The sequence below is a fragment of the Croceimicrobium sp. genome (assembly GCF_965228705.1).
GTDB lineage: Bacteria > Bacteroidota > Bacteroidia > Flavobacteriales > Schleiferiaceae > Croceimicrobium.
This window is the reverse complement of record NZ_OZ245832.1, coordinates 822,897-845,799: the sequence shown is the minus strand read 5'-3', so window position 1 is coordinate 845,799 and position 22,903 is coordinate 822,897. Positions and strand designations below refer to the sequence as shown.

At 42.9% G+C, this 22,903-nt stretch carries 21 protein-coding genes and 2 tRNA genes; 17 read left to right on the top strand and 6 right to left on the bottom strand.

Features of this window, described 5'->3' with window-relative positions:
- Window positions 1-39: 39 nt before the first annotated feature.
- Together ACO05P_RS03645 and ettA are read right to left on the bottom strand one after the other, a co-directional pair.
- Complete coding sequence (locus tag ACO05P_RS03645) at window positions 40-915, bottom strand: glycosyltransferase family 2 protein (protein ID WP_421753425.1); 876 nt, start codon at window positions 913-915, stop codon at window positions 40-42.
- The gene (gene ettA, locus ACO05P_RS03640; RefSeq protein ID WP_421753424.1) at window positions 915-2,609 is read right to left on the bottom strand and encodes an energy-dependent translational throttle protein EttA; all 1,695 of its coding nucleotides are present in this window, start codon (window positions 2,607-2,609) and stop codon (window positions 915-917) included. Before ettA ends, ACO05P_RS03645 begins: the two co-directional genes overlap by 1 nt.
- Window positions 2,610-2,642: 33 nt before the next feature.
- On the opposite strand from ettA, the gene ACO05P_RS03635 reads away from it, so the two are divergent.
- Complete coding sequence (locus ACO05P_RS03635; RefSeq protein WP_421753422.1) at window positions 2,643-3,413, top strand: carboxypeptidase-like regulatory domain-containing protein; 771 nt, start codon at window positions 2,643-2,645, stop codon at window positions 3,411-3,413.
- Between the two features lie 86 nt (window positions 3,414-3,499).
- Here ACO05P_RS03635 and ACO05P_RS03630 read toward each other — a convergent pair whose 3' ends face one another.
- The gene (locus ACO05P_RS03630) at window positions 3,500-4,753 is read right to left on the bottom strand and encodes a cation:proton antiporter (RefSeq protein WP_421753421.1); all 1,254 of its coding nucleotides are present in this window, start codon (window positions 4,751-4,753) and stop codon (window positions 3,500-3,502) included.
- Between the two features lie 127 nt (window positions 4,754-4,880).
- Here ACO05P_RS03630 and ACO05P_RS03625 point away from each other — a divergent pair, with 127 nt between their 5' ends.
- The 4 genes from ACO05P_RS03625 to ACO05P_RS03610 are packed head-to-tail and all read left to right on the top strand — an operon-like array spanning window position 4,881 to window position 10,005.
- On the top strand, window positions 4,881-5,573 hold the full coding sequence (locus tag ACO05P_RS03625) for a TetR/AcrR family transcriptional regulator (protein ID WP_421753420.1): 693 nt from the start codon (window positions 4,881-4,883) through the stop codon (window positions 5,571-5,573).
- Window positions 5,554-7,260, top strand: coding sequence for a peptidase domain-containing ABC transporter (locus ACO05P_RS03620; protein WP_421753419.1), 1,707 nt, complete (start codon window positions 5,554-5,556; stop codon window positions 7,258-7,260). The genes ACO05P_RS03625 and ACO05P_RS03620 overlap by 20 nt, the downstream gene beginning before the upstream one ends.
- On the top strand, window positions 7,254-8,627 hold the full coding sequence (locus ACO05P_RS03615; protein WP_421753418.1) for an HlyD family secretion protein: 1,374 nt from the start codon (window positions 7,254-7,256) through the stop codon (window positions 8,625-8,627). The genes ACO05P_RS03620 and ACO05P_RS03615 overlap by 7 nt, the downstream gene beginning before the upstream one ends.
- Window positions 8,614-10,005 (top strand): TolC family protein, encoded by a 1,392-nt coding sequence (locus tag ACO05P_RS03610; RefSeq protein WP_421753417.1) that lies wholly within the window; start codon window positions 8,614-8,616, stop codon window positions 10,003-10,005. The genes ACO05P_RS03615 and ACO05P_RS03610 overlap by 14 nt, the downstream gene beginning before the upstream one ends.
- Here ACO05P_RS03610 and ACO05P_RS03605 read toward each other — a convergent pair.
- Both ACO05P_RS03605 and ACO05P_RS03600 read right to left on the bottom strand, forming a co-directional pair.
- Complete coding sequence (locus tag ACO05P_RS03605; protein ID WP_421753416.1) at window positions 10,002-10,589, bottom strand: nitroreductase family protein; 588 nt, start codon at window positions 10,587-10,589, stop codon at window positions 10,002-10,004. The two genes, ACO05P_RS03610 and ACO05P_RS03605, sit on opposite strands and share 4 nt — an antisense overlap.
- Entirely contained in the window at window positions 10,586-11,095 is a 510-nt protein-coding gene (locus ACO05P_RS03600) for a shikimate kinase (RefSeq protein ID WP_421753415.1), read from the bottom strand. The genes ACO05P_RS03605 and ACO05P_RS03600 overlap by 4 nt, the downstream gene beginning before the upstream one ends.
- A gap of 143 nt (window positions 11,096-11,238) precedes the next feature.
- On the opposite strand from ACO05P_RS03600, the gene ACO05P_RS03595 reads away from it, so the two are divergent.
- The 11 genes from ACO05P_RS03595 to ACO05P_RS03545 all read left to right on the top strand — a co-directional run bounded on the left by ACO05P_RS03595 (window position 11,239) and on the right by ACO05P_RS03545 (window position 21,041).
- Window positions 11,239-11,314, top strand: a tRNA-Lys gene (locus ACO05P_RS03595).
- A gap of 59 nt (window positions 11,315-11,373) precedes the next feature.
- Window positions 11,374-11,457 (top strand) — tRNA-Leu (locus tag ACO05P_RS03590).
- Between the two features lie 102 nt (window positions 11,458-11,559).
- A complete protein-coding gene (locus tag ACO05P_RS03585; RefSeq protein WP_421753414.1) occupies window positions 11,560-12,249 on the top strand; it encodes a helix-turn-helix transcriptional regulator in 690 nt (229 codons plus the stop codon).
- Between the two features lie 72 nt (window positions 12,250-12,321).
- Window positions 12,322-13,278 carry an alpha/beta fold hydrolase gene (locus tag ACO05P_RS03580; protein ID WP_421753413.1) on the top strand — a complete coding sequence of 319 codons (957 nt, stop codon included), beginning with the start codon at window positions 12,322-12,324 and terminating at the stop codon, window positions 13,276-13,278.
- 140 nt (window positions 13,279-13,418) lie between these two features.
- Entirely contained in the window at window positions 13,419-13,853 is a 435-nt protein-coding gene (locus tag ACO05P_RS03575) for a GNAT family N-acetyltransferase (protein WP_421753412.1), read from the top strand.
- Between the two features lie 454 nt (window positions 13,854-14,307).
- Entirely contained in the window at window positions 14,308-14,841 is a 534-nt protein-coding gene (locus ACO05P_RS03570) for a hypothetical protein (RefSeq protein WP_421753411.1), read from the top strand.
- Between the two features lie 2 nt (window positions 14,842-14,843).
- Window positions 14,844-15,464: a gliding motility protein GldL gene (gene gldL, locus ACO05P_RS03565; protein WP_421753410.1), complete on the top strand. Its 621-nt coding sequence runs from the start codon at window positions 14,844-14,846 to the stop codon at window positions 15,462-15,464.
- Window positions 15,465-15,482: 18 nt separating this feature from the next.
- The gene (locus ACO05P_RS03560; RefSeq protein ID WP_421753409.1) at window positions 15,483-16,886 is read left to right on the top strand and encodes a hypothetical protein; all 1,404 of its coding nucleotides are present in this window, start codon (window positions 15,483-15,485) and stop codon (window positions 16,884-16,886) included.
- A complete protein-coding gene (locus ACO05P_RS03555; RefSeq protein WP_421753408.1) occupies window positions 16,886-18,277 on the top strand; it encodes a hypothetical protein in 1,392 nt (463 codons plus the stop codon). Before ACO05P_RS03560 ends, ACO05P_RS03555 begins: the two co-directional genes overlap by 1 nt.
- A 10-nt stretch (window positions 18,278-18,287) precedes the next feature.
- Window positions 18,288-20,405 carry a hypothetical protein gene (locus ACO05P_RS03550; RefSeq protein WP_421753407.1) on the top strand — a complete coding sequence of 706 codons (2,118 nt, stop codon included), beginning with the start codon at window positions 18,288-18,290 and terminating at the stop codon, window positions 20,403-20,405.
- 117 nt (window positions 20,406-20,522) lie between these two features.
- Window positions 20,523-21,041 (top strand): dihydrofolate reductase family protein, encoded by a 519-nt coding sequence (locus tag ACO05P_RS03545; protein WP_421753406.1) that lies wholly within the window; start codon window positions 20,523-20,525, stop codon window positions 21,039-21,041.
- On the opposite strand, the gene ACO05P_RS03540 is transcribed toward ACO05P_RS03545, so the two are convergent.
- Window positions 21,038-22,096, bottom strand: coding sequence for a PAS domain-containing sensor histidine kinase (locus tag ACO05P_RS03540; RefSeq protein WP_421753405.1), 1,059 nt, complete (start codon window positions 22,094-22,096; stop codon window positions 21,038-21,040). The two genes, ACO05P_RS03545 and ACO05P_RS03540, sit on opposite strands and share 4 nt — an antisense overlap.
- A gap of 180 nt (window positions 22,097-22,276) precedes the next feature.
- Here ACO05P_RS03540 and ACO05P_RS03535 point away from each other — a divergent pair, with 180 nt between their 5' ends.
- On the top strand, window positions 22,277-22,891 hold the full coding sequence (locus ACO05P_RS03535; RefSeq protein ID WP_421753404.1) for a hypothetical protein: 615 nt from the start codon (window positions 22,277-22,279) through the stop codon (window positions 22,889-22,891).
- Window positions 22,892-22,903 lie beyond the last annotated feature (12 nt).

Here is a 22,903-nt window from a genome sequence, read left to right as displayed (position 1 = left end):
ACCTTGGCTCACTGTTTCGGGCCTGCTCTAACTAAATTATCAACGTTCTTTTGTAGAAGCCTGATGCTTTAAAATGCTGAAATCTTGCTCATAATTACAAGCCTTGATATGATCCGCTTCCCGCTTTCCAGAGCGCTCATCTCCAAAGGCTTGGCGCTTTAATCGCTTTTCAGAATTGTAATACTCTTCGCTGCGATACCAATAGTGATTGAGGCGTAAGGGTTCATGTAGAATTCGGGGCTCTTCGGCCTGATAGGTACTGCAATCCGAATACAGGAATTTCGCTCCATTTTTAGCGAAAGGTCGATGAGGACCTTCTAAAAAACCCTGACAATTAGCAAGGTACAATATGGGTTTTACCATTTTATGCTCGCCCAGGCTCCAATGCGCCCGCCAGCTTAGTTGTTCGAGCATGGATTTTTGCGGATCTAATTTGGGCAAATTGGAAGTGCCGAACATCAACCAATTAACCACCACTGCTGCTACTTTTTGCCCCTTGAATTGCTGTAGGAATACATCCAGCTTTTGCCCTTCATGATGAAAAAGGAACTCATCTACATCTATAGTAGCAATCCAGCAATCTTTAGATTCTTGATTTTCAATTCGTTTAAGCAAACGATTAAGCTCCAAAGCCTGTAGTCGGGTGTTCATTTCAGGGCTCTGGCTTTTCAGCAGAACCACTTGATTTTTATCCAGATAAGGCTTTAAAACCGCTTCCGGATTATCAGAACTGAAATTGTCGGAAAGGTAAATTCTCGAGACCCCCTGACTGAGATGGAAGTCCAACCACTCTTTTAAGAAAGGAGCTTCATTTTTAAAAACCGCGGCAATAAAAAGAGGCGCCTGCTGTACTGCCTGGGCAGGATACAGCAAGGCCTTAAAACTTTTAATCTTATAGAGCAGCTTAAGCCACACTATTGATCCTTGAGAAGTTTACGGTATTTGATACGAGTAGGATCCACATCACCCAGGCGCTTACGCTTATTCTCTTCATAATCGCTAAAGCCTCCTTCGTAATAATACACATTGGAATCGCCTTCAAAAGCTAGGATGTGCGTACAAACCCGATCCAGGAACCAACGGTCGTGAGAGATAATTACCGCACATCCGGCAAAGTTCTCCAAACCTTCTTCCAAAGCTCGTAAGGTGTTCACATCTAAGTCGTTAGTAGGCTCATCGAGCAGTAATACGTTTCCTCCTTCTTTCAAAGCCATGGCTAAATGCAAACGGTTTCGCTCCCCACCGGATAGGCTGCCAATCTTCTTATTCTGATCGGATCCTCCAAAGTTGAAGCGACTGATATAGGCACGGGCATTGGTCTTGCGATCCCCTACCATAATTTCTTCATCGCCTTGGGAAATAGCCTCATAAATCGATTTCTCAGGTAAGAGGTCCTTATGACTCTGATCTACATAGGAGATTTTCACAGTATCCCCTACCTCAAATTTACCTGCATCAGGCTCCTCTTGCCCCATAATCATGCGGAAGATGGTGGTTTTACCCGCACCATTAGGCCCGATAATCCCCACAATACCCGCTGGAGGCAAGCTGAAATTTAAATCATCGTAAAGAAGCTTATCGCCAAAGGCCTTTTTAACCGACTGGGCATCAATCACATTAGAACCTAAGCGCGGTCCATTGGGAATGAAGATTTCCAATTTCTCTTCGCGCTCTTTCTGCTCTTGATTTAAAAGGTTTTGGTAATTGTTCAAACGGGCCTTTCCTTTCGACTGTCGACCTTTAGGGCTCATACGTACCCAATCCAGCTCTCGCTCCAGGGTTTTACGACGTTTACTTGCTTGCTTTTCTTCTTGCTCTAATCGCTTGGATTTCTGATCCAGCCAAGAGCTGTAATTACCTTTCCAGGGAATTCCTTCACCGCGATCAAGCTCTAATATCCAGCCCGCTACATTATCCAGGAAATAACGATCGTGCGTTACCGCAATTACGGTTCCTTTGTATTGCTGCAAGTGTTGCTCTAACCACAGAACTGACTCAGCGTCAAGGTGGTTAGTAGGCTCGTCCAGAAGTAATACATCAGGTTGTTGAATCAACAATCTACAGAGCGCTACTCGACGACGTTCCCCACCAGAAAGTACTGAAATTGGGGTATCTGGCTCCGGACAACGCAGGGCATCCATAGCCCGATTCAAAGTCGAATCCAGTTCCCAGGCATTAAGAGCGTCGATGCGATCTTGCAATTCGGCCTGACGTGCCATGAGTTTCTCCATTTTATCAGGATTCTCATAAACTTCCGGCAAACCGAAATCATCGTTAATTTTATTGTATTCATCCAGAATGGCCACAGTTTCGGCCGCACCTTCTTTTACTACATCCAAAACGGTTTTGGACTCGTCCAATTCAGGTTCCTGCTCCAAATAGCCTACCGAATAGCCTGATGAGAATACAACATCACCCTGGTAATTTTTCTCTACCCCGGCAATGATTTTTAATAAGGTGGACTTACCCGAACCATTGAGACCAAGAATTCCGATCTTGGCGCCGTAGAAAAAGCTCAGGTAAATATTCTTTAAAACGGTCTTGTTATTCTGAGCATAGGTTTTAGTTACCCCGCTCATTGAGAAAATCACTTTCTTATCGTCCGACATAAATCTAATTTCGTAGCGTTACTGATGATGATTATGCGAAAGCCCAAAGATACACTCTCCCTACTATTCGCCCTAAGCCTTTGCCTGCTTAGTTTATCAACATTCGGGCAAAGCGAAAAAAGTCCGCTGAGCCTTAATGGCTGGGTCCTCGACGGACATTCTAAAGATGTAGTTCCAGGGGTGCATGTAATCAATAAACGCACCTTAAAAGGAACGGTTAGCAATGATGATGGCTACTTCGAAATTACACTGGAACTGGGCGACAGTATTATCTTTTCGAATATCGCCTACAAATACTTTTACTTCATTTACACCAATGACAGCCTGCAATTGAACGATGTGATTGTAGCGATGGAAGAGCAAAATTATCTCCTGGAAGAAGTGAGTGTTTTCAGTTATGAGTTGAGCACCAATAAACCCAAGGAGATGAAACTCCGCAAGCCCAATATCCCGTCCAATGACGAGATTGATGATCCTGAGATCATTCAGGCGGGAATGGATAATCCGGCCGAATACCTTTATAACCTCTTTGGATCCAAACCTCGTCAATTGCGCAAATTGGCTCAATTAAAAGCGGAAGATGCCTATCGCGAAAAACTGGAGGAATCCAATAATCGACAGGCCGTAATGCGCATGACCGGCTTAAGTAAAGATGAATTGGAAGCCTTCATGTTTTACTGCAAATATGTACCGCTAAGTATACATCAATTAAATGATTACGAATTTCTCCTATCGGTTCAAGCTTGCTTTCATCGCTATATGAAGGACCGTGAATTGGAGAGCTTCTTAAATCAGTTCGATTAGGCTTTTTATACCGCTTTGTTTTTGGCTTTCGCCTGATAGGACTTTAGCGCTGTTTAGAGGTAATAATCTTAAATCCTCCTCCTAAGCTATTGACCTGAATCCTGCCCCTTCAAAGTAATTTTAAGCACCTTTTTAAGACTGAGGCCCTGCACGATGATGGAGAAAATCACCACGATATAGGCCATCGTCAAGAATAAATCGCGATTCATACTTTCATCCAGGCTTAAAGCCAAAGCAATGGAGATACCACCGCGAATACCACCCCAGGTAAGCAGCAAGGCGGTTTTAGGGGCAAAGTCCAATCTTTCTTTATGGTATTCAACCGGCCCTAAAACCGCTAAATAGCGCGCCAAGAGAGTAATAGGAATAGCCAGCAACCCCAACAGTATGTAAAAGCCATCCAATTGAATAACCAATAACTCCATCCCAATGAGCACGAATAAAATGGCATTGAGGAAAACATCGAGCATCTCCCAGAATTTATCAATATACAACTGGGTATTTGGGCTCCAAGCCTTAGCTGGCGATTTATTCCCGATGAATAAGCCTGCAATTACTACTGCAAGCGGCCCACTAAAATGAAGTGCTGAAGCCAAGGAATAAAGACCCATCACTAAGGCTAAACTCAACATCACTTCAGTTTCGTAATGATCAATAGAACGCATCAGCCGAAAGGCTAAATAACCACCAGCAAAGCCCAAAGCTAAGCCCCCACCCACTTCTTCCAGAAAGAGAATTCCAATTTCGCCTGCATTAAAATCGGCTCCAGAACCGGCGGCAATGGATAATAAAGCCAAAAAGACCACCACACCAACACCATCATTAAAAAGGGATTCCCCTACAATTTTAACCTCGAGGTTCTTTGGAGCACCTGCTTCCTTCAAAATGCTTAAAACCGCAATGGGATCGGTTGGAGCCAGCATGCTACCAAACAACAGGCAGTAAATAAAATCAACCGGATAATTCAGCCATTGTAAGATGAAGTAGAGCATGCCTCCAATAAGTCCCGCCGAAAGGAGAACCCCTACCGTAGCAAGCAAAAGAATGGGACCAATATTTCGCCTTAAGGGAGCAAACTTCACATGCAGAGCGCCGGCAAACAGCAAGAAACTCAACATAATATCGAGCAGAAGGCTCTTAAAATCCAAAGCCGAAACAAATTGAGCGCTCAGGTCCATTAGCCAGGGTTGCCAATTACCAATTACTATTACCAGGATAGTGAAAGCCAATGCCATGATCATTAATCCTATGGTAAAGGGAAGCTTTAAAAAGCGCTGATTCACAAAAGCGAAAAGTGCCGCAAGCGTACTGATAATCGCAAATACAGAAAATAGATCCATTCGAATCGATTGGTTTAAGAGTCCGAATTTCTATTAAATAAAATTTAACAGCAAGCAATTGAACAAAAAGCTAAACTTGCAGTTGTGATAGTATTACTATTATATTTGTGTGCACTGAACTTATGCTATGCGAACATTACTAGGAAGCCTTAGAATTCAAATCCCCGAGCAACTCTACGTTAAAGATCCGGAAACCACCGATTTAGGAAAACGTATTGTTGAACACAGCATTTTATTAATCAATGAATTAGGCTTCGAATGTTTCACTTTCCGAAAACTAGGCGCAGCCATTGGCTCACCTGAAAGCACTATTTATCGCTATTTCGAAAACAAGCATAAGCTGCTCCTCTATCTTATTTCCTGGTATTGGGCTTGGCTCGAATACAAGGTAGCTTTTGCCACCGCCAATGTGGAAACGGCTGAAGATCAGCTCTGCAATAGCATCCGTACCATTTGTGAAACCGTTAAACAGGATCAAGATTTTTCACATATTAATGAGGAGTTATTGCAAAGAATCGTGATCGCTGAATCCTCTAAAACCTTTTTAACCAAAGAGATTGATCAAGAAAATAAGAATGGTTATTTCAAAAATTATAAAAACCTAATTGAAAGATTAGCGGGTATTATCTCAGATTTAAATCCCGAATTTAAACATCCGCGCACCCTGGCTTCTACTCTTTTAGAGGCTAATCATTTGCAAAAGTTCTTTGGGGAGCATTTACCATCCATTACGGATATCGCTACCCAGGACGAAGACCTGATCCATTTTATTGAAACTATGACCACCAGTATTTTAAACTATGGCCCTAAACGATCCTAAACGACCGCTTCGCCGATTTTGGAAGCTACTGTCTACGGAGCGAAAAGACATCGGCAATATTTACATCTATGCCCTTTTTAATGGTTTGCTCTCCCTTTCCATTCCTCTGGGTATACAAGCTATTATTAACCTTATCCAAAGTGGCACCACCTCTACCGCCTGGGTAGTGCTGGTAATTGTGGTTTTGGTAGGCCTTATTCTGGCTGGGGTATTCCAAATTTTCCAGCTCAGTGTGGCAGAGCGCATTCAACAGCGCTTATTCGTAAACGCCTCTATTGAATTTGCCTATCGCATTCCACGCCTTAAGCTCAGCGCTTTAAAGAACTACTACCCGCCTGAGTTGGTGAACCGTTTCTTTGATGTACTTACCGTACAAAAAGGCCTCTACAAACTGCTGTTCGACTTTTCGGTGGCCAGTCTGCAGATTCTGTTCGGCTTAATTCTCTTATCGCTTTACCACCCATTCTTTATTGCCTTTGGTTTCTTCCTGATCTTTGTTCTGATCATTTTCTTCCGCATTACCTCTCGTCGCGGTTTGGAAACCAGCCTACAGGAAAGTAAGTATAAATACGAGGTAGTTTCCTGGTTGGAAGAATTAGGGCGAAACCTGTCTACTTTCAAAATGGCCGGACGTACTAGTCTGCCCATGGATCAAACGGATAAGCTGAGTTCCAATTACCTGCGTTCTCGCCGCTCTCACTTTGCGGTGTTGGTTCGTCAGTACACCTCTTTAGTATTCTTTAAAGTATTGATAGCCGGGGGCTTACTTTTATTAGGGGGTCTATTGGTATTTGATCAGCAGATGAATATCGGCCAGTTTGTAGCGGCTGAAATTGTTATTGTTCAGATCATTTCATCAGTTGAAAAACTGGTGTACAGCATCGAAACCATTTACGATGTATTAACTGGCCTCGAAAAACTGGGTGCCGTTACCGATCTGGAATTGGAGAATCATGATGAAGAAGAGCAAATCGAACTTAAAAATGGTGATAAACTTAAAGTGAAAATCAAGAATCTTAATCTGGATTCACCCCAATGGGGTCAGCGCATTTTAAGCGATATTAACCTGGAAATCAATCATGGGGAGAAAATCGGGATTACCGGCACCATGGCTTCAGGTAAGTCATCCTTGCTGCAGCTTATTGCCGGTCTATTCGATTCCTATCAAGGAAGCCTACTTTATAATGACATCCCCTACAATAAAGTACAATTGGAAACCCTGCGCAGCTTGATTGGAGATAATTTGCGCCAGGAAGAGATTTTTGAAGCTTCAATTTTAGACAATATCAGTCTGCGTCGCGAGTCGGTAGATCAAAAACAGGTATTGGAATTATTGGAATTGGTAGGTCTCAAAGACTTTGTAGAAGATCTTCCCAATGGCATTTTCACTACCCTACCTACCGGAGGCCTGGGACTGGCTTCCAGCACACGCAATCGCATTTTAATGGCCAGGAGCCTTGCTGGCACGCATAGCTTACTGTTATTGGAAGACAATTGGTTTGATGTGGACGATGAGACCCGCAATAAGTGGTTAGACTATCTCTGCTTCGATTGCGGTCAGTCCGTGATTATAGCCACTAACAATAAGGCCTCTTTGGAGCGCATGGACCGTATCCTTATCCTGGAAAAGGGCCGCATCCTCAAAGAAGGAACTTATCAAGAACTTAAAAATGACCTGCCATGCTAAATATATCGCCCGAAAATGATGTGGCGAAAAAGATAGATCGCCGTCGCTACTCCAGTATGCGGGTCTTTTTAGATGAAGCTCGCTTGCAAAAGAGTCGTAAACGTCTGTACCTAATATTCTTCTCCATTATGGTGGGAGCATTATTCCTGCCCTGGACGCAGAATATTCGCTCTAAAGGCTATGTTACTTCGCTTCAACCGGAGAAACGCCCTCAAACCCTTCAATCGGTTATTGGTGGTAGAATCGAACAATGGTATGTACGTGAAGGCGATTTTGTGCGCAAAGGCGACACCTTACTCTACATTTCGGAAACCAAAAACGACTATTTCGACCCTCGACTTTTAGAGCGTACGGATGCGCAAATTCAATCGAAGCGCTCTTCTCAAGACAATTACCAGCAAAAAGCGGCCTCTCTGGAGACCCAAGTAAATGCCTTGAAGGAAAACCGTCGACTAAAATTGCAGCAGGCTAGAAATAAGATTGAGATTAGCCGATTAAAGGTGATAGCCGACTCCATAGATCTGGTTGCCGCAAAGACCAATGAAAGCATAGCGGAAGCGCAAATGCAGCGGATGGACACCCTTTACAGTCAAGGTTTGTACTCCAAAACCGATCTGGAAAAACGCCGCCAAAAATTGCAGGAGACCACAGCGAAACGCGTGGCCCAGGAAAGTAAGTTGCTGGCCACACGCAATGAATTGATTAATGCCCAGGTGGAATTAAATGCAGTATCTGCTGATTACGATGCAAAAATTTCCAAAGCAGAAAGTGAGCGCTACGCTACCCTTTCTTCCATGTATGGCACGGAAGCCGAGGTTAGCAAACTCGAGAATCAATACAGTAACTACGCAGTGCGCACTAGTAATTATTATTTGCGAGCTCCACAGGATGGTTATATCACCAAGGCTCTTAAAACCGGATTGGGTGAAACAGTGAAGGAAGGTGAGCAAATTGTGACCATTATGCCTGCGGATTATGATTTGGCGATTGAAATGTATGTACGCCCTATCGACTATCCCCTCATGCATGTGGGTGAAGAAGTGCGCATACAGTTTGATGGCTGGCCTGCTATATTCTTCAGTGGTTGGCCCGGCGTATCGGTAGGTACTTTTGCAGGAAGAATTGTTGCCATCGATAATTTCACCTCTCAAAATGGAATGTATCGCCTCTTGGTGGCTCCAGATCCCGAGGGTGTCGATTGGCCCGAAGGTATCCGACCTGGTGCCGGAGCTAAAACCTTTGCCCTCTTAAACGATGTGCCTATTTGGTATGAAATCTGGCGGCAGATCAATGGCTTCCCGGCAGACTTCTATACTCCGGAAAACAAAGCTGAAAACCCAGAAAGCAAAAGCAGTGCTAAGAAATAAGGTCCTTATTTTATGGTCAAGCCTGATTTTAGTTTCAGGCAGCTTATCGGCGCAAAGCCCCGACTCCATAGCTTTTCCGGTGGATAGCTTCCTGGTGATCGTTTTGGAACAACATCCCATGGCCCAAAAAGCACGCTTAATTGAAGAGCAAGCCAGAGCGGCTAAACTCAAGGCTAGTGGTGCTTTTGATCCCAAGTTATTTAGCGAAGTAGAACAAAAGCGTTACGGTGATTACCTCTATTACAGTCTTCAAAATTCGGGATTGGAAATTCCAGCCTGGTTTGGCTTTAAAGCTAAAGCTGGATATGAGCTAAATGAAGGAGTTTACCTCAATAATGAAAATACCGTTCCTGCTAGTGGACTTTGGTATGGCGATATCAGTTGGACTTTAGGTCAGGGGCTCTTCTTAGACGAACGTCGGGCCAGTTTAAAGCAAGCGCGATTACTGGAAGAGTCTGCTGCCTTCGAAATCCAATTGGCGCTAAACGAATTATTGAAAAATGCTTTGCAGGCCTATTGGGATTGGTACGCGGCCCATCAGGAGCTCAATACCTATCAACAGGCTTATGAAATGGCGCAATTTCGTTTTGAAGCATTAAAACGTTCGGCCTTGATTGGTGATAAGCCAGCGATCGACACCCTGGAGTCCTTAATCCAGGTACAAGATCGTCAAATCAAATTGCAGGCGGCAGAGGCACAATTAATTCAAACTCGAAATCACCTCAATACCTTCTTATGGTTGGATGGGCGCATTCCACTGGAATTGAGTGCACAGAGTTATCCTCAATTTGAATTAGGTCAAATTGCCAATCCCCTCCCCTCAGATTGGTACGAAAAACATCCTGCATTGCAGGCCTATGATTTAAAAATTGAAGGTCTGGAAATAGAAAAACGATTGAACCAGGAAATTCTGAAACCGGATTTAACCGTGCATTATAAGTTTTTGAATGCCCCGACCCAAAATGATTTCTTTAGCCAGTATTCCACAAACAACTATGCATGGGGACTTAAGGCCAGCTTCCCGCTCTTTATTCGTAAGGGCCGCGGTGAAGTGCTGAAGTCAAAACTAAAAATCCAGGAAACCGAATTGGACTTGGATTTAAAGCAGATTCAGATTCAAAATAAGGTGGAAGCCTTGAATGCTGAACTCAGTCTTCTTATTCAGCAATTGAATAATGCCCAAAAGATGCGGACTAATTATGCTCGATTACTGGAGGCAGAGAATATCAAATTCCGCAATGGAGAAAGTTCTCTCTTTTTGGTGAATTCCCGAGAACTAAAGTATATCGATAGCCTGGTGAAGCAAATTCAACTGGAAGCAAAACTTAAAGCTACCCAAGCCAAATTAGAGGCTGAGGCAGCAGTGCTTTACAATTAATTCTCCCAGCGAACCTTAGATTCAATTTCTGAGATCCGACGGCCTTTAGGATTCTCTTTAGCGGGTTTCCCAAGGTAAAAGAGACCCATGGCTTTATGTTCTTCATCAAAGCCCATAAAATCACGTAGAGCCTCGCTAAAGGCCACTTCGCCGGTGCTCCAATAAGAGCCTAAACCCAAGGTGTGGGTCATAAGCCACATGTTTTGAACCGCCATGGCCACGGCTGCCACCTCTTCAATTTCCGGGATTTTAGGATTAGTGCCGCTTTTCATGGCGACCCCAATTACATGAGAAGCCATTGTCGGGCGATTAGCCTTACGATCGAAACGAATCTGATTAAAACCTTCCGCTTTAGGATCAGGCTGATCATAAGTGGCTAAAAACTGTCCCAAGCGATTCAAGGCTTCCCCTTTATATACCACAAAGCGCCAGGGCTCCGTATACCCGTGCGTGGGCGCCCAATTGGCTTGTTCTAAAATGAGCTTTATAAAATGATCATCGATCAATTCCCCGCTGTAGTCTTCGGGTTTTATGCTGCGCCTTTCGGCGAGAATGCGTTTCAGAATAGCTAATTCTTCTTTCATTTGAGGTAATTCAGAATACTGTGTAGACGTTCTTCCTCGTCCTTTTGTTTTTGACTAATCTTGAAAATGGCTTTCTCATAGAAATCGCGTCGCTCAAAAAGATGTTTCGCGATAAATTCTTTGAGATCCTGATCGGCTAAATGCGCAATTAAGGGACGTTCCCTGCGGTCTTTGGCCAAAACATCATACAAATCCTGGATGGATCGCTCTAAGTAAATGCTAATACTGGAACGATTAACTTGATCCATATTATCATAATAACAAGGTGTTCCTCCACCCAAAGCGAGCACAAATTCAGGCTTTTGCAAAATATCAAGTAGAATTTCACGCTCCTTTTGACGAAAAAAGAGCTCCCCCCGATTAAAGATGAGCTCCGAAACCGACTGCCCGCATTCCTCCTCAATTAAATGGTCTAAATCGAGTAGTGGTAAATCTAAATGCGCCGCCAGAAGCTTTGCCAGGCTTGATTTGCCTGAACCCATATATCCGAGCAAAGAAATTTTCATGGAGCTAAATTACTGCGAATAAAGGGAATGCGCTACCTAAAAATGGGGCTATGAAATTTCTTTACAATTTTTTCCTTTTTAGGCTTGGTCAAAACAAAAGATTGACGCTATATTTGCAGCCCCAAAACGAAAGGGGTATAAACGACTCAGTAGCTCAGTTGGTAGAGCATCTCCCTTTTAAGGAGAGGGTCCAGGGTTCGAGCCCCTGCTGAGTCACCAAGAGCTTCGGTAAAACGAAGCTTTTTTTTTAGATTTGAAATACAGATCTAAAACCCTTTGCCCAGGTGGTGGAATTGGTAGACACGCCATCTTGAGGGGGTGGTGGCCTTATGGTCGTGCAGGTTCAAGTCCTGTTCTGGGCACTGAAAGTCTTCGTAGCAATACGAGGACTTTTTTTATGCCCGGATTTATATCAATTTCTTTTAATGCGGTCCATTATTTTAGCCCCCTACTAGTTTAAGAAAATGGATTCCCCAGAAATCAGCCGATTATCCCGCTTAAGCGCTATTCTCATTCAAATTCAAACTAAACGACTCGTAACCGCCACGGAATTAGCCGAGAAATTTCAGGTTAGTAAGCGCACCATTTATCGTGATCTCAAGGCGCTTGAGGATGCTGGCGTTCCCATTTTTACCGAGGAAGGCAAAGGCTACAGCCTGATGGAAGGCTATAAACTGCCCCCAGTGATGTTTAGCGAAAAAGAGGCCAATGCCTTGATTCTGGCCGAACAACTGGTGCTAAAAAACAAAGATGCCTCCTTTATAAAAGATTATTCCCAAGCCATCGATAAAGTGAAGGCCATCCTTAGATATGCGGAGAAGGACAAAGCTGAAATCTTAAGCCAGCGCACCCAGTATAATGAAATCAAGGATCTGGAGCGCAACAGTACCAATCTCTCCGATATTCAATATGCGCTTACCAATCACCTGGTTCTGAATATCGATTACCAAAACAAAGAAGAGCAAGTTAGCCAAAGACAAATAGAACCCTTTGCCTTGCTAAGCAGCGAAAACTGGTACCTGATTGCTTACTGTCGGCTTCGTAAGGAATTCCGTTTTTTCCGCTTAGACCGAATCCAAAAGCTCGACCTGAGCAATGAGAAGTTTGAAGCCCATAATATGACTTTGCAGGAGTTTTTCGATAAAAATCAATAATCCCACCCCGACCCTTGACATAGGGCTGTCACATGGCCCCATTAGGTTTGCTGCCAATTCAAATCTAAAAACATGTCACAAGTCACTCAGTCTAGAATTTCGCCCTTTAAATTCCCCAAGCCTCAGCTAATTCCAATAAATGGAATTGAATTAGAAGTCTTTGAAGCCGGTACTGAAAATGCTGGTAATCCCATCGTTCTCTGCCATGGCTTCCCCGAGCATGCTTATTCCTGGCGCTTCCAAATTCCAGCTTTGGTTAAGGCGGGATTTCACGTGATAGTCCCCAACCAAAGAGGTTATGGAAATTCTTCTTGCCCAGAGAATGTTGAAGCTTATGATATCATCAAGCTTTGTGAGGATATGGTTTCCCTTCTTGATTATTTCCATTACGACTGTGCTGTGTTCATGGGCCATGATTGGGGCGCTAATGTGGTGTGGAATTTGGCCTTACTGCATCCAAAGCGCGTATCTAAAGTCATTAATCTAGCTCTACCCTATCAGGAGCGAGGCCGCAAGCCTTGGATTGAAATGATGGAAGAATTCTTTGGAGAGGACTTCTATTTTGTGCATTTCAATCGCAAGCCAGGAGTGGCCGATGCTATTTTAGAGGCCAATACCGCACAATTTATCTCCAACCTTTTTCGGAAGAATCTCCCTCCTGCTCCACCAGCACCGGGTATGTTGATGATCCAATTGGCTGAAGCTGAAATGGCAGCGGGCGATCCTATACTCAATGAAGAAGAATTAGAGGTCTTTGTATCCGCTTTCCAAAAATCCGGTTTTAGCGGCGCCATTAATTGGTATCGAAATCTAGATCGGAACTGGCATCTAATGGCCGATGTAGAAGCTCGAATTGAGCATCCTACTTTAATGGTCTACGGCGATAGAGATAATATTCCAAAGTCTGAAAGCTTGGTAAACTTTGCCCCGAATTTAGAGGTGCTAAGTTTGGATTGCGGTCATTGGATACCTCAAGAAAAACCGGATGAATTGAATGAAGCCTTAATTAAATGGCTAGCAAAATCTTAATAAGGTGTTTCCGGATCGGCCTGAGCTTAGGTTCAGGCCGATTTTCTTTTAAACAGACTTTGAATAAACATTTCTGATAATTAGAATCCTTAGGTATTGATGATATCAATAGGTTTGTTCTCTCATAAAGCCGAATAGCCTTGATCCTTAGAGCCCTTAGCCCCAACGAAAACAAGGAAGAGGAAATCTTCCAGTCTGACGAATGTCAGCAGCTCCTAGAAATTTACGATGAGTACTATCCCAAAATGGGATATGATTTTCCATGGGTGGCTTATTTGATTATTAAGGATCAGCAAGTCCTGGGCACTGGAAGCTTTACCGGAAAGCCAGTAGATGGACAGGTGGAAATTGCCTACTGGACTTTTAAGGCTTTTGAAGGTCAAGGCATTGCTTCCTTTGCTTGTAAAGAATTGATTTCCATCGCCAAAAAAGAAAATCTCAATATTGTTATTAGTGCTAAAACCGCCCCAGAGAACAATGCTTCCACCCATATTCTGGAGAAGAATGGCTTTCGGCTAATCAAAACAGTTCAAGATGAGGAGATTGGTGATGCTTGGTTGTGGATATTGGACTAAGTAAATCTCACAATATTCCTGCAAATTGAATTCCATTTGGGTAATCAAGAAAAATGGATGAGTTAAATCAAAACCTGTTCACCCAGCATCCTTATATAAAGACCATCAGCTCTGTGCTTGAAAGCCTTTAATTTTTGCATTAGTAGGAATAATTCTTTCGGGCTTTATCATTCTTAATCAATCTTAAGTTTCTTCATCAAAATTGCGGATTCCTCCATCTCTTCTCCACTTACTAACAAGCGCCTCATAGTCCAAAATAGGCCAAAAAATGAGTATCAATTTTTATTTTATACAATTGTCGTTTTTTACACAAAAACACTATATCCTTTTTATATCAAGGTTTTGCGGTATTCATTTTTAGAATATTTTACCTATCAAATTTTTTATTTAAGGTTTTCAACAAGTCATTGTTAATTCTACATTTGGAGATATCCTAACCAATCATAAACTCCCCATGACAGTAAGGAAAACTTTAGTCATTCTTTTAATGATCCCTCCTTTCCTGCATGCAGAGAACGATTCACTACGGCTCAATCGACTGCAACAGGACATCCGGATTATGGAAAGCCGCATCAGCAATGTGATGCAAACTCAGAATCAGGTTTTACGCGAAACCCAGGCCCTGCAACTGGAATTGATTCGAATGGAAAGCAATAGCGATTCCCTCAATCAGAAGGTAGCGAGCCAAATCGCCGAAAACCAGAGTCAAATGGAAAATTTCCAGGCACAGCAAGTGCAAACGGAAAGAGCCTTGAATCTGGCACTGGATCAATTCCAGGAGCAGTTTGAAGACCAAAACCGGGTGGCAGCCAAATTAGAAGCGCAACTGGCAGGTCAAATCAACTATCAACTACTAGCGGCTGGAATTGCCTTTCTGGTACTGATCATCGCCTTTGTGCTGATCAATCGCCGCAGTGTTAATCGCAGTCTGGCTAGCAGCCAGGCCAGCTGGAATCATTTTCAAGACTATTTTCTAAAAAACAACTAATCATGCAAAGTCAAGAAACCACAATTCGAAACGGAAGAACTAATGGCTATCGCAATGGCCATTCGGAAAGAAATGGAAAACGAGAAATGCGCAATGATCAACAATATAGTAATGGTCATACCAGCATGAAAAAAGCGAAAGAAACCAAGAAGGGGAAGCTCGACAGCATCACCTTTATTTATGGCTTTGGTGCCGCTATCGTATTGGTAGGCGCCATGTTCAAATTCTTGGGATGGTCCTTTGCCAATGAGCTCTTTATCGTTGGTTTAAGTATTGAAGCTGTTGTATTCCTTATCTCCGCTTTCGAGCGTAAGGAGGAAGAAAAAGAATACCAATGGGAAAATGTCTTCCCACAACTTAATGGTCAAGGTCAGCCAATGAACGGCAGCGCCGGAAATTATGGCGAGGCTATGCAGATCTTTAATGCCAGTATGGAAAATATGAGCAGTGAGATTCACAATCTATCCCTTAGTATTCGTGATATCCGCGCCAATATGGAAGCCTCTGCACAAAGCTCTGTGGCCATGCAAAATCAAATGGAGGATTATATCCATTTGATGGACCATTACAATGCCAATTTGCGCAGTATCAATGATAAGTACGACCGGGTATTGGAATCCTAGTCTGAATACCGCTGTACAATGGCGAATACCATTAAAATATCAAAAGCGAAGAACCTGATCTTCAAGAAACTGAGCTTCTTGTACCTGGTCTTCATTTTGTTCCTCTTTTTATCCAGTCCGGGTAAGTTTTTGGATCATTATGAAAACCTGGTTCCCGCACAGGAAGTGGTTCTTGAAAAATTGAGGACTCAACTCAAAGAATTGCCGGAAGGTGATTCCAAGAGTCAAAACCTCAAGGCGCAAACGCTATCCAGCTTACAAAAGTTAGAGGAAATCCGCGCGGGCTATTACGATTATCGCAATACTAATCATATTGCTGGTGAGAAGCTCAAGGAGAACCTTTTTGCAACCAACGAAATCATTCAAGGCAGCTATGGCACCCGTTTTCAAGAAACCCTTGAAAACTTCAACCAGGCTTATCTAGAATTTGGCGGTTCGGATCTAAGTGCCGAATTACTCAGTCCTAAAGACTTTGCCGATCAAGAAATACAGGCACGTGATTTCTTTTTTAAAGAAACGCCGAATGCCGTGATAGAATCGGTGATTAATCATTTAGAAACTGTAATTCTCATCCACAGTATCGAAGCCCTGAAAGGCGAAAAGATTGAATTGCTAAAACAGGAAGTTAATGGAGCCGATCAATTGGATCTGATCCAAAACTTCAAAAAGACCCTTTCCAAAGGTGAAAAGCTCCTGTTTAAAGTTCGCTTACCTGATAGTATTCAAGACTTGAAAGTATTGATCAATGGTGAGGACCTCGCTCCTTTCCTGGTCGATTCCGGCTTTCAGCATTTTGAGTACTTACCCCAAGCACCCGGAAATTATGTGGTCGATTTATATCTAGATCAAGACCGCTACTTCCACAACTTTAAGGTTACCAAGCCCGGCATCAAACTCAATCGCCAGGGCTCCTCCTATCTTTCACAAGTTGGGGAAACTCAGGTTTTGCAATTAAATCCGCAGTATTTACCAGTGGGTGATTTAAGCTTTATTTCTGAGCATGCTGATTTGAGCTATGAAAATGGGCAATTGAAAATCACCCCCTACAATCCTGGTGCCTTTGATGTGTATATGAGACTGAACGACGAAAAGGTAGACTCCCTGAGCTTGTATGCTAAGGATGTAAATACCATAGATGTGGCTCTCATGGACATTGCCGGTAAGGAAAACGGTTTGAATCAATTAGCCTATTTGGAAGCCACTAATCCCTTTTGGCAGGTCGTGAACTTCAAATTACGCATTAAAAGCCCTGAAGGACGAGATCAGGTATTTCACAATGCCACGCGCTTTCTGCGCAGTGAATTGAAAGAAGCGATCCGCAGAGCTCCTGAAGGTAGCATTATGGCTTTTGAGAATATCAAAGTAATTGGCAAAAATGGTCATAGCTATCGCAACGGCCGCGCCATCCTTAAAATGAAATAATGGCAAAGTATATACGCATCAAAAAATCCAAGAACCTTCGGTTCCGTTTGATCAGTATCCTTTACCTACTGTTCATTTCCCTTTCTATCATTCAGATTCCGATCGGCTGGCTAAGGGTAAATCCCAATTTGAGAACTACCCTACTCAGCTTTGATTCTGAATCCAAGCAAGGTGATAATATCGAAGGACTAAAGAGCCGCATTAAAACCATGGAAAGTGAATTCATGGCTTTTGCCGGATCTGACCCCCTAACCGGTGATTTGTTGAATCCTGAAAACTATGCTCAAACCGACCAGTTTTTTCTGGAAGGTAAAAAGGGCGAAGAGCTCTTTTTAGCCCTGCAAGCCCTGGACGATAGTGTAAACCAATTGCCGGAAGACAATCCAACCCGCATTGCTTACCTAAAGCTATTTCAAAGCGACCTGGACCATGGATTGGAGGCGAAAAGTCATCAAAGCTGGACCAGCTGGAAGTTTTCCCATGTACCGGCAACCGTAGTGCAATTGCAAATGGCAGATCTGCTTTTAAAGCTCAACCTCCTGCAGGGCGATCTTAAAGTGGAACCTGCCGGTAATGGTGATAGCCCTGAATTAGTTTTGGCTTATAATATCGACGAACTGCATATTGGTGATACGGCCTATTTTGTCTACGAAGGTGAGGTTCGACCTAATTTGGAACTCACGGTAGGCAAGGGAAAAGCGCAAAATTATGACTGGGAAAAGGACAGTCTGGTTTTTGTGGCTTTGGATACCGGTTCCTATAAATTAGAATTCCAATTAGGTCGTGAGCAACGCAGCTTCCAGTTTGAGGTATTACCAGGGAATTTTAGCTCAAAGAGTTATAATGCACCAGAAGCTTATTATTCTGGACTCCCCTTTTATCTGCCTCTGGAAAACTGGCAAAGCCAACTCGATTACAGCTGTACTTGTATGCCCGGACGCACAATCCATGCTCAAGGAAATAAGTTAAGAGTACAACCCTCCAGAGCAGGCTGGTGCTATATAAAAGGCATGGACCCAAAACTTCAGGCATTGGCCTTTGAAGATTCGGTATATATCCATCCTTTACCTGCTCCCTTGGTTTATGCCAGTGGTATTTCCCGAAACCAAATTTCCAGAACGCGCTTAGTACAAAAGCCTGAGATCGACCTAAAAGTATTGTTCCCGGGTCAGGATGAGGCCCCTCAATTAGATATCAAAGAAGTTAGAGCTAAACTTTATGGCTCTTTTGGAGAGAAAACGGTAAGCAGTCCCAATAAGCTCATTTTAGAGGCCACCGATGTAAAGGGCCTCTCTTATATCGAAATAGAAGAAGTACTGATTCAAAGTCCCGATGGCGAGATGAAAATCAGTGATCGACTCATCATTAATGTGATAACTCATGAAAAGTAAAATCTACTCAATGCTGCTTGCCATCGGCCTCACCGGAGCTGGCAGCACAGTGCATGCGGCCTCAGACACGCTGCGCTTTGAGAAAAACACCTTCTTTAAGGAAGGTCAGAGCCTGGAGGCCTATGCTGGCTCTGTGATCGAATTAGGACCCGGAGTACTGCTCCTTATCGAAGGGTCCTTATGTTTAGAAGGAAGTGCTGAGAAGCCCATCCGAATTATTAATAGTGACCCTGAAAACCCAGGGGTGGGAATTCAAATCCAGGCTCAAAGCGCCGATGCCGCGGTTAAAATTCGAAATGTAGAATTCGAAGACCTGACCCAAGCTTTGCGTTTTGATCCCTTTTGGTATCGAAAGGAAGTCATTTTAGAACAACTTCATTTTCAGGGGAGCACCAGTGGTGAGCCGGTATTGTACTTAGGCGATCCTTATATCGACCGTAGATGGGGACGAAGCATCGACCTCAAGGTAAAAGACCTGCTCTTTGTCAATAATCGCTCCGGCATGGTTGTCGAAGCCTACGGCTCTCCATTGGTGAACTATGATTTTGACCAAATCCATTTCCGCGACAATTATTTTGAAGGTCCGGAACAGGCTTTGGTTCATTTTGACCTTTACCCCGATGAGCCCAACCCACAGGATATTGGCACCTTTATCTTCGATCGTAACCGTTTCGAAGATGATGATTACCTCATTTCTGTAGGAGGCAATTTTGAACAGGAATTGAAAATTAAATCGCTAGCTGCCGAAACTAAGGAAGTGAGCATCCTGGATCATCGTGTAGACCATCGCTTAGCTCAATTAGAGCTTATAGAGATTCGTCCTCTCGAAACCAAGGAGGCCACAGACTTTAAAATCCTAAAACACGTGCAAGACAGCATTCAAATGCAAATTGCCAATGTGGGTCAAAAAAACCTGATGTTCACCCTTTTGGATGAAGATGATAATTCACTGGAATATGAATTAATTCGTCAAAAGGATCATAGTTGGGTAATCTACACGGAAGGACCAGCTAAATTCTTAGAGTTGGCCGATGGATATCGTATTATCCTTCCTAAGCCTGATGTATCTGAAAGCTTAGACAGCAATGAAAGAGAGGATCTTCCCGTTTATGCTGAGGAGGAAGCTTTGGATACCACCGCAGCTGAAGAGAATACAGCTTTAGCCAATTTGGGAAATCGGGTTCATAATTTCTTCACCAAAGGCACCACACCGGTTAATCGCTGGGAAGTTGGAATCTGGGGCGGCGGCGGAATGTACGGCGCTGGAGATATTAAACCCAAATTTGAATTAGTAGATAATTTGGTTTACATCCCCTCTACCATTGATTGGAGCTTTGGAGCTTTTGCTCAATATAATTTTAATACACGCTTTGCAGCAAAGGCTTCTTTCTACCACACCACCATTTCTATGCATGATCTTTCATCCATTGGCTTCTTCTCTGGAACCGCTCCACTCACGGGCTACGACGATGAATATCAAGAAGTGGAAATGTCTCCCAACTCCTATCCGGTAAATTTCATAACGCAAATTCGAAGTTTGGAATTAGAAGGGGTCTGGCATTTAAGGCAGTATCAGTTAAAACCGAATCAAAAATCTAAGTTGATTCCAAGCTTAGGCCTGTCAATTGGAGCCTTCCACTTCACTCCCTACCGTACGGTATATACTCCTCAAGAACCAAATGAAAGCTACCTATCCTATTTATCCAGAGTACGGGAAAATCGCTATAACCTGCGGGATTTAGGATCTGAGGGGCAAAACTTCCTGCCTGGCGCTAAGCCCTACTCGCAAATAGCGGTATCCACCGGATTGAGTTTTAGTACCACCTGGCTTTTCCGAAACTTTAGCTTAAAAGGTGAAGTAAAAGCCGTGTATACTTCAACTGACTATTTGGATGACTTTGGACCCGGATTATGGTTTGGAGGTGACCGAGATGCGGTACGAGCTAATCAGCAATTAGGAGACTTACCTCCAAAACACCTTAACAGCTTAACTACACCTGTAGATTTACCTCGTGAAAACACCTTCCGATCTACAGATGGCCTAAACGATTGGTACTTTCAGGCACATCTTGGCCTTTCCTATTTCCTTGATAAACCAAAGGAAAAACCCAAGTTGCCGAATTTATAATTCTCCATGATTCAATTTGAATCAACCCAGCAAGCCCATCCCGAAAAGGATGGGCTTTTTTCGTTTCTTATTGAAACTAAGACCTTTTTATCAATAAGAGATTAGTAGATTAGAAATATGAAAGTAAGCCTCTATATAGCCAGCTCGGTAGATGGATACATTGCCGGCCCCAATGATGACCTTTCCTTTTTAAACCCAATGCAGGTGGAAGGTGAAGATTATGGATATTACGATTTTATCAACTCTATAGACACTGTAATTACCGGAAGAAAAACCTACAATTGGGTAAAAGCACAAGGCATTGATGTGCCTCATCCCGAAAAGCGTCATTTTGTTTTGAGCAGCCAACAATTAGAATTTGCCGGAAATATTGAACTCTGGCAAGATTCCATTAGCAGTCTGCTTCAGAAATTGGAAAATGAAGGTGCTCAACATGTCTTTCTGGAAGGAGGCGCACAACTAATTCAGTCTTTCCTAGAATTAAATGCGATAGATGAATTAATCTGGTTTATGGTCCCAATCCTCCTGGGTGACGGTCAAGCTCTTTTTCTAAAACAGGATAAACAACGCCAGCTAAAATTGATCCATGCCCATTCTTATAAAAACGGTATGCAAAAACTCCACTACCGCTTTTAAGGCTTGGGAATACAAATGGTAAAGCAAGAACCTTTACCTTCTTCACTCTCTACTCGTATTTTCCCTTGATGTAGATCCACAACCCCCTTAACAATACTCAAACCAATACCAATCGAGCTTTCACCCGCAGTACCCACTCGGCGGATATCTTTATTCATTCCCTGAAAAAGGCGTTTGCGAATGGATTCGGGCATGCCAATTCCTTGATCCTCTACTGCTATACAAAAGCAATCCCGTTCATTGCGACCGGATAAATGAATGGTTTTTCCAGCTTTCGAAAACTTGATTGCATTGGAAATAAGGTTCTCTACTGCGCGGAATATTTTATTCTCATTCGCTAAAACCATCAAATCTTCTGGAGCATCAATATGCAAATGCAGACCTTTCTCTTCCAATCGGATTTTAAAGGCATCCCCCACTTTTAGCAATAATGGTGCTAGTAAAAATTTAGCCTTTTCAATGCTTTTCCCCGCTACCTTATTACGGGTGGCCTCATTAAGTTCAGTTAATATGGTATAGGCATGATTTACAGCATCAAAGCCCATATCTACCAAGCCAATATTTTCTTCCTTATGCAATTCGGTGCGAAGCAGTCTTAATATCCCATCAACTTGTGAAATGGGATTGCGTAGGTCATGAGCAATCATCGCAATAGCCTGATCTTTCATTTCGAGAAGATCCTGCATTTCATCAATGCGGTTTTGCACATTTACATAAGGGCTTATGTCCATCACCATACCCCGCATTCTTATTACCTTGCCAATAGCATTGGTACTAAAACTACTCTCATTGTACACATAAATGGTTTTACCATAGCTGGTTTGCAATCGATACTTAAGATCGATTTCCGAAGCTTGCTCTAAGCCAACCTCCAAAATCTTTCGAACCCTGGCTTGATCTTCAGGATGTACCAGGCTCCAATAATCATTAAAGAGAAAGGAATGGGATGGCGAAAGATTCATCATTTCATAAAAGGAATCCGAAAACCACACGGAATTCTCTTCCAGGTCCACCTCAAAGCTAAAAAGCTTCTTCTTAGTTGTACTCAAGTTCAAAACCCCCACTTCCTAATTTTCCACAAATATTAAAAAATGTTATTAAAAAAACACAAACTCCTATAAAACATATCATTACAATAAAATTATTTATCCGTTACTTTGCTAGCAAATACCACAGAAATGCTTTTTCTCAATACTCTGACCTGGAATCGGAACTTTAAAGCGGATTCAGATGCTATGAAAACAGCGCAGCAGCACAGGACTTTAATCCTGGAGTGGGCTAATCAGATCAATCTGGATGAAGTTTTAGAGCGCGGCAGAGAATTGCTCTTCAATTATTATATGACTGAAGAAGAAGCCGTTTTTAGTGCCAGTAGTATGAGTCGCGTTTTTGACTATCGTGAGTCCATTAAATTACAATACCCGGAATTTATTAGTACTGGACTTGGATTACAGTATTTGGAACTTCTAGAGGCTATCGACTTACTTTGGCAGGAAACACAGGCCCCGGTAGCTGAATTGGTTAAAGCCGGAAAGTTTCAGCTTAATAAGGTAAATGGTGCGGCGACTTATTCTAACTTCTGTAAGAATGCTTACGAAATGCCTGACCTATTTGAGGCTACCAAGTTTTTAGTGGATGAGTATTTAGGCGTGGAAATCCTGATGGTATTAATGGATGGCTATCTAAAGCAGGCGGGGCATTATCCCCATGATTATGCGGAAAAAGCCATTCAGCAATTGAGATCGTTTGCCGCTCGTGGAAAGGCGATTGGATTTTGGAGAGGCCACTCTGAAGGAAAATCCGACATTTTAAAAAACCTCAATATTGCATCAAACGCAATCCCCGGTTAATTTAGCGCCAAA

Coding starts and splice junctions, on each gene's coding strand:
- ACO05P_RS03570 (WP_421753411.1), top strand. CDS start 14,308: ATGACAGTAAGGAAAACTTTAGTCATTCTTTTAATGATCCCTCCTTTC.
- gldL (WP_421753410.1), top strand. CDS start 14,844: ATGCAAAGTCAAGAAACCACAATTCGAAACGGAAGAACTAATGGCTAT.
- ACO05P_RS03585 (WP_421753414.1), top strand. CDS start 11,560: ATGGATTCCCCAGAAATCAGCCGATTATCCCGCTTAAGCGCTATTCTC.
- ACO05P_RS03620 (WP_421753419.1), top strand. CDS start 5,554: ATGGCCCTAAACGATCCTAAACGACCGCTTCGCCGATTTTGGAAGCTA.
- ACO05P_RS03555 (WP_421753408.1), top strand. CDS start 16,886: ATGGCAAAGTATATACGCATCAAAAAATCCAAGAACCTTCGGTTCCGT.
- ACO05P_RS03635 (WP_421753422.1), top strand. CDS start 2,643: ATGCGAAAGCCCAAAGATACACTCTCCCTACTATTCGCCCTAAGCCTT.
- ACO05P_RS03630 (WP_421753421.1), bottom strand. CDS start 4,753: ATGGATCTATTTTCTGTATTTGCGATTATCAGTACGCTTGCGGCACTT.
- ettA (WP_421753424.1), bottom strand. CDS start 2,609: ATGTCGGACGATAAGAAAGTGATTTTCTCAATGAGCGGGGTAACTAAA.
- ACO05P_RS03625 (WP_421753420.1), top strand. CDS start 4,881: ATGCGAACATTACTAGGAAGCCTTAGAATTCAAATCCCCGAGCAACTC.
- ACO05P_RS03600 (WP_421753415.1), bottom strand. CDS start 11,095: ATGAAAATTTCTTTGCTCGGATATATGGGTTCAGGCAAATCAAGCCTG.
- ACO05P_RS03545 (WP_421753406.1), top strand. CDS start 20,523: ATGAAAGTAAGCCTCTATATAGCCAGCTCGGTAGATGGATACATTGCC.
- ACO05P_RS03550 (WP_421753407.1), top strand. CDS start 18,288: ATGCTGCTTGCCATCGGCCTCACCGGAGCTGGCAGCACAGTGCATGCG.
- ACO05P_RS03535 (WP_421753404.1), top strand. CDS start 22,277: ATGAAAACAGCGCAGCAGCACAGGACTTTAATCCTGGAGTGGGCTAAT.
- ACO05P_RS03560 (WP_421753409.1), top strand. CDS start 15,483: ATGGCGAATACCATTAAAATATCAAAAGCGAAGAACCTGATCTTCAAG.
- ACO05P_RS03605 (WP_421753416.1), bottom strand. CDS start 10,589: ATGAAAGAAGAATTAGCTATTCTGAAACGCATTCTCGCCGAAAGGCGC.
- ACO05P_RS03580 (WP_421753413.1), top strand. CDS start 12,322: ATGTCACAAGTCACTCAGTCTAGAATTTCGCCCTTTAAATTCCCCAAG.
- ACO05P_RS03615 (WP_421753418.1), top strand. CDS start 7,254: ATGCTAAATATATCGCCCGAAAATGATGTGGCGAAAAAGATAGATCGC.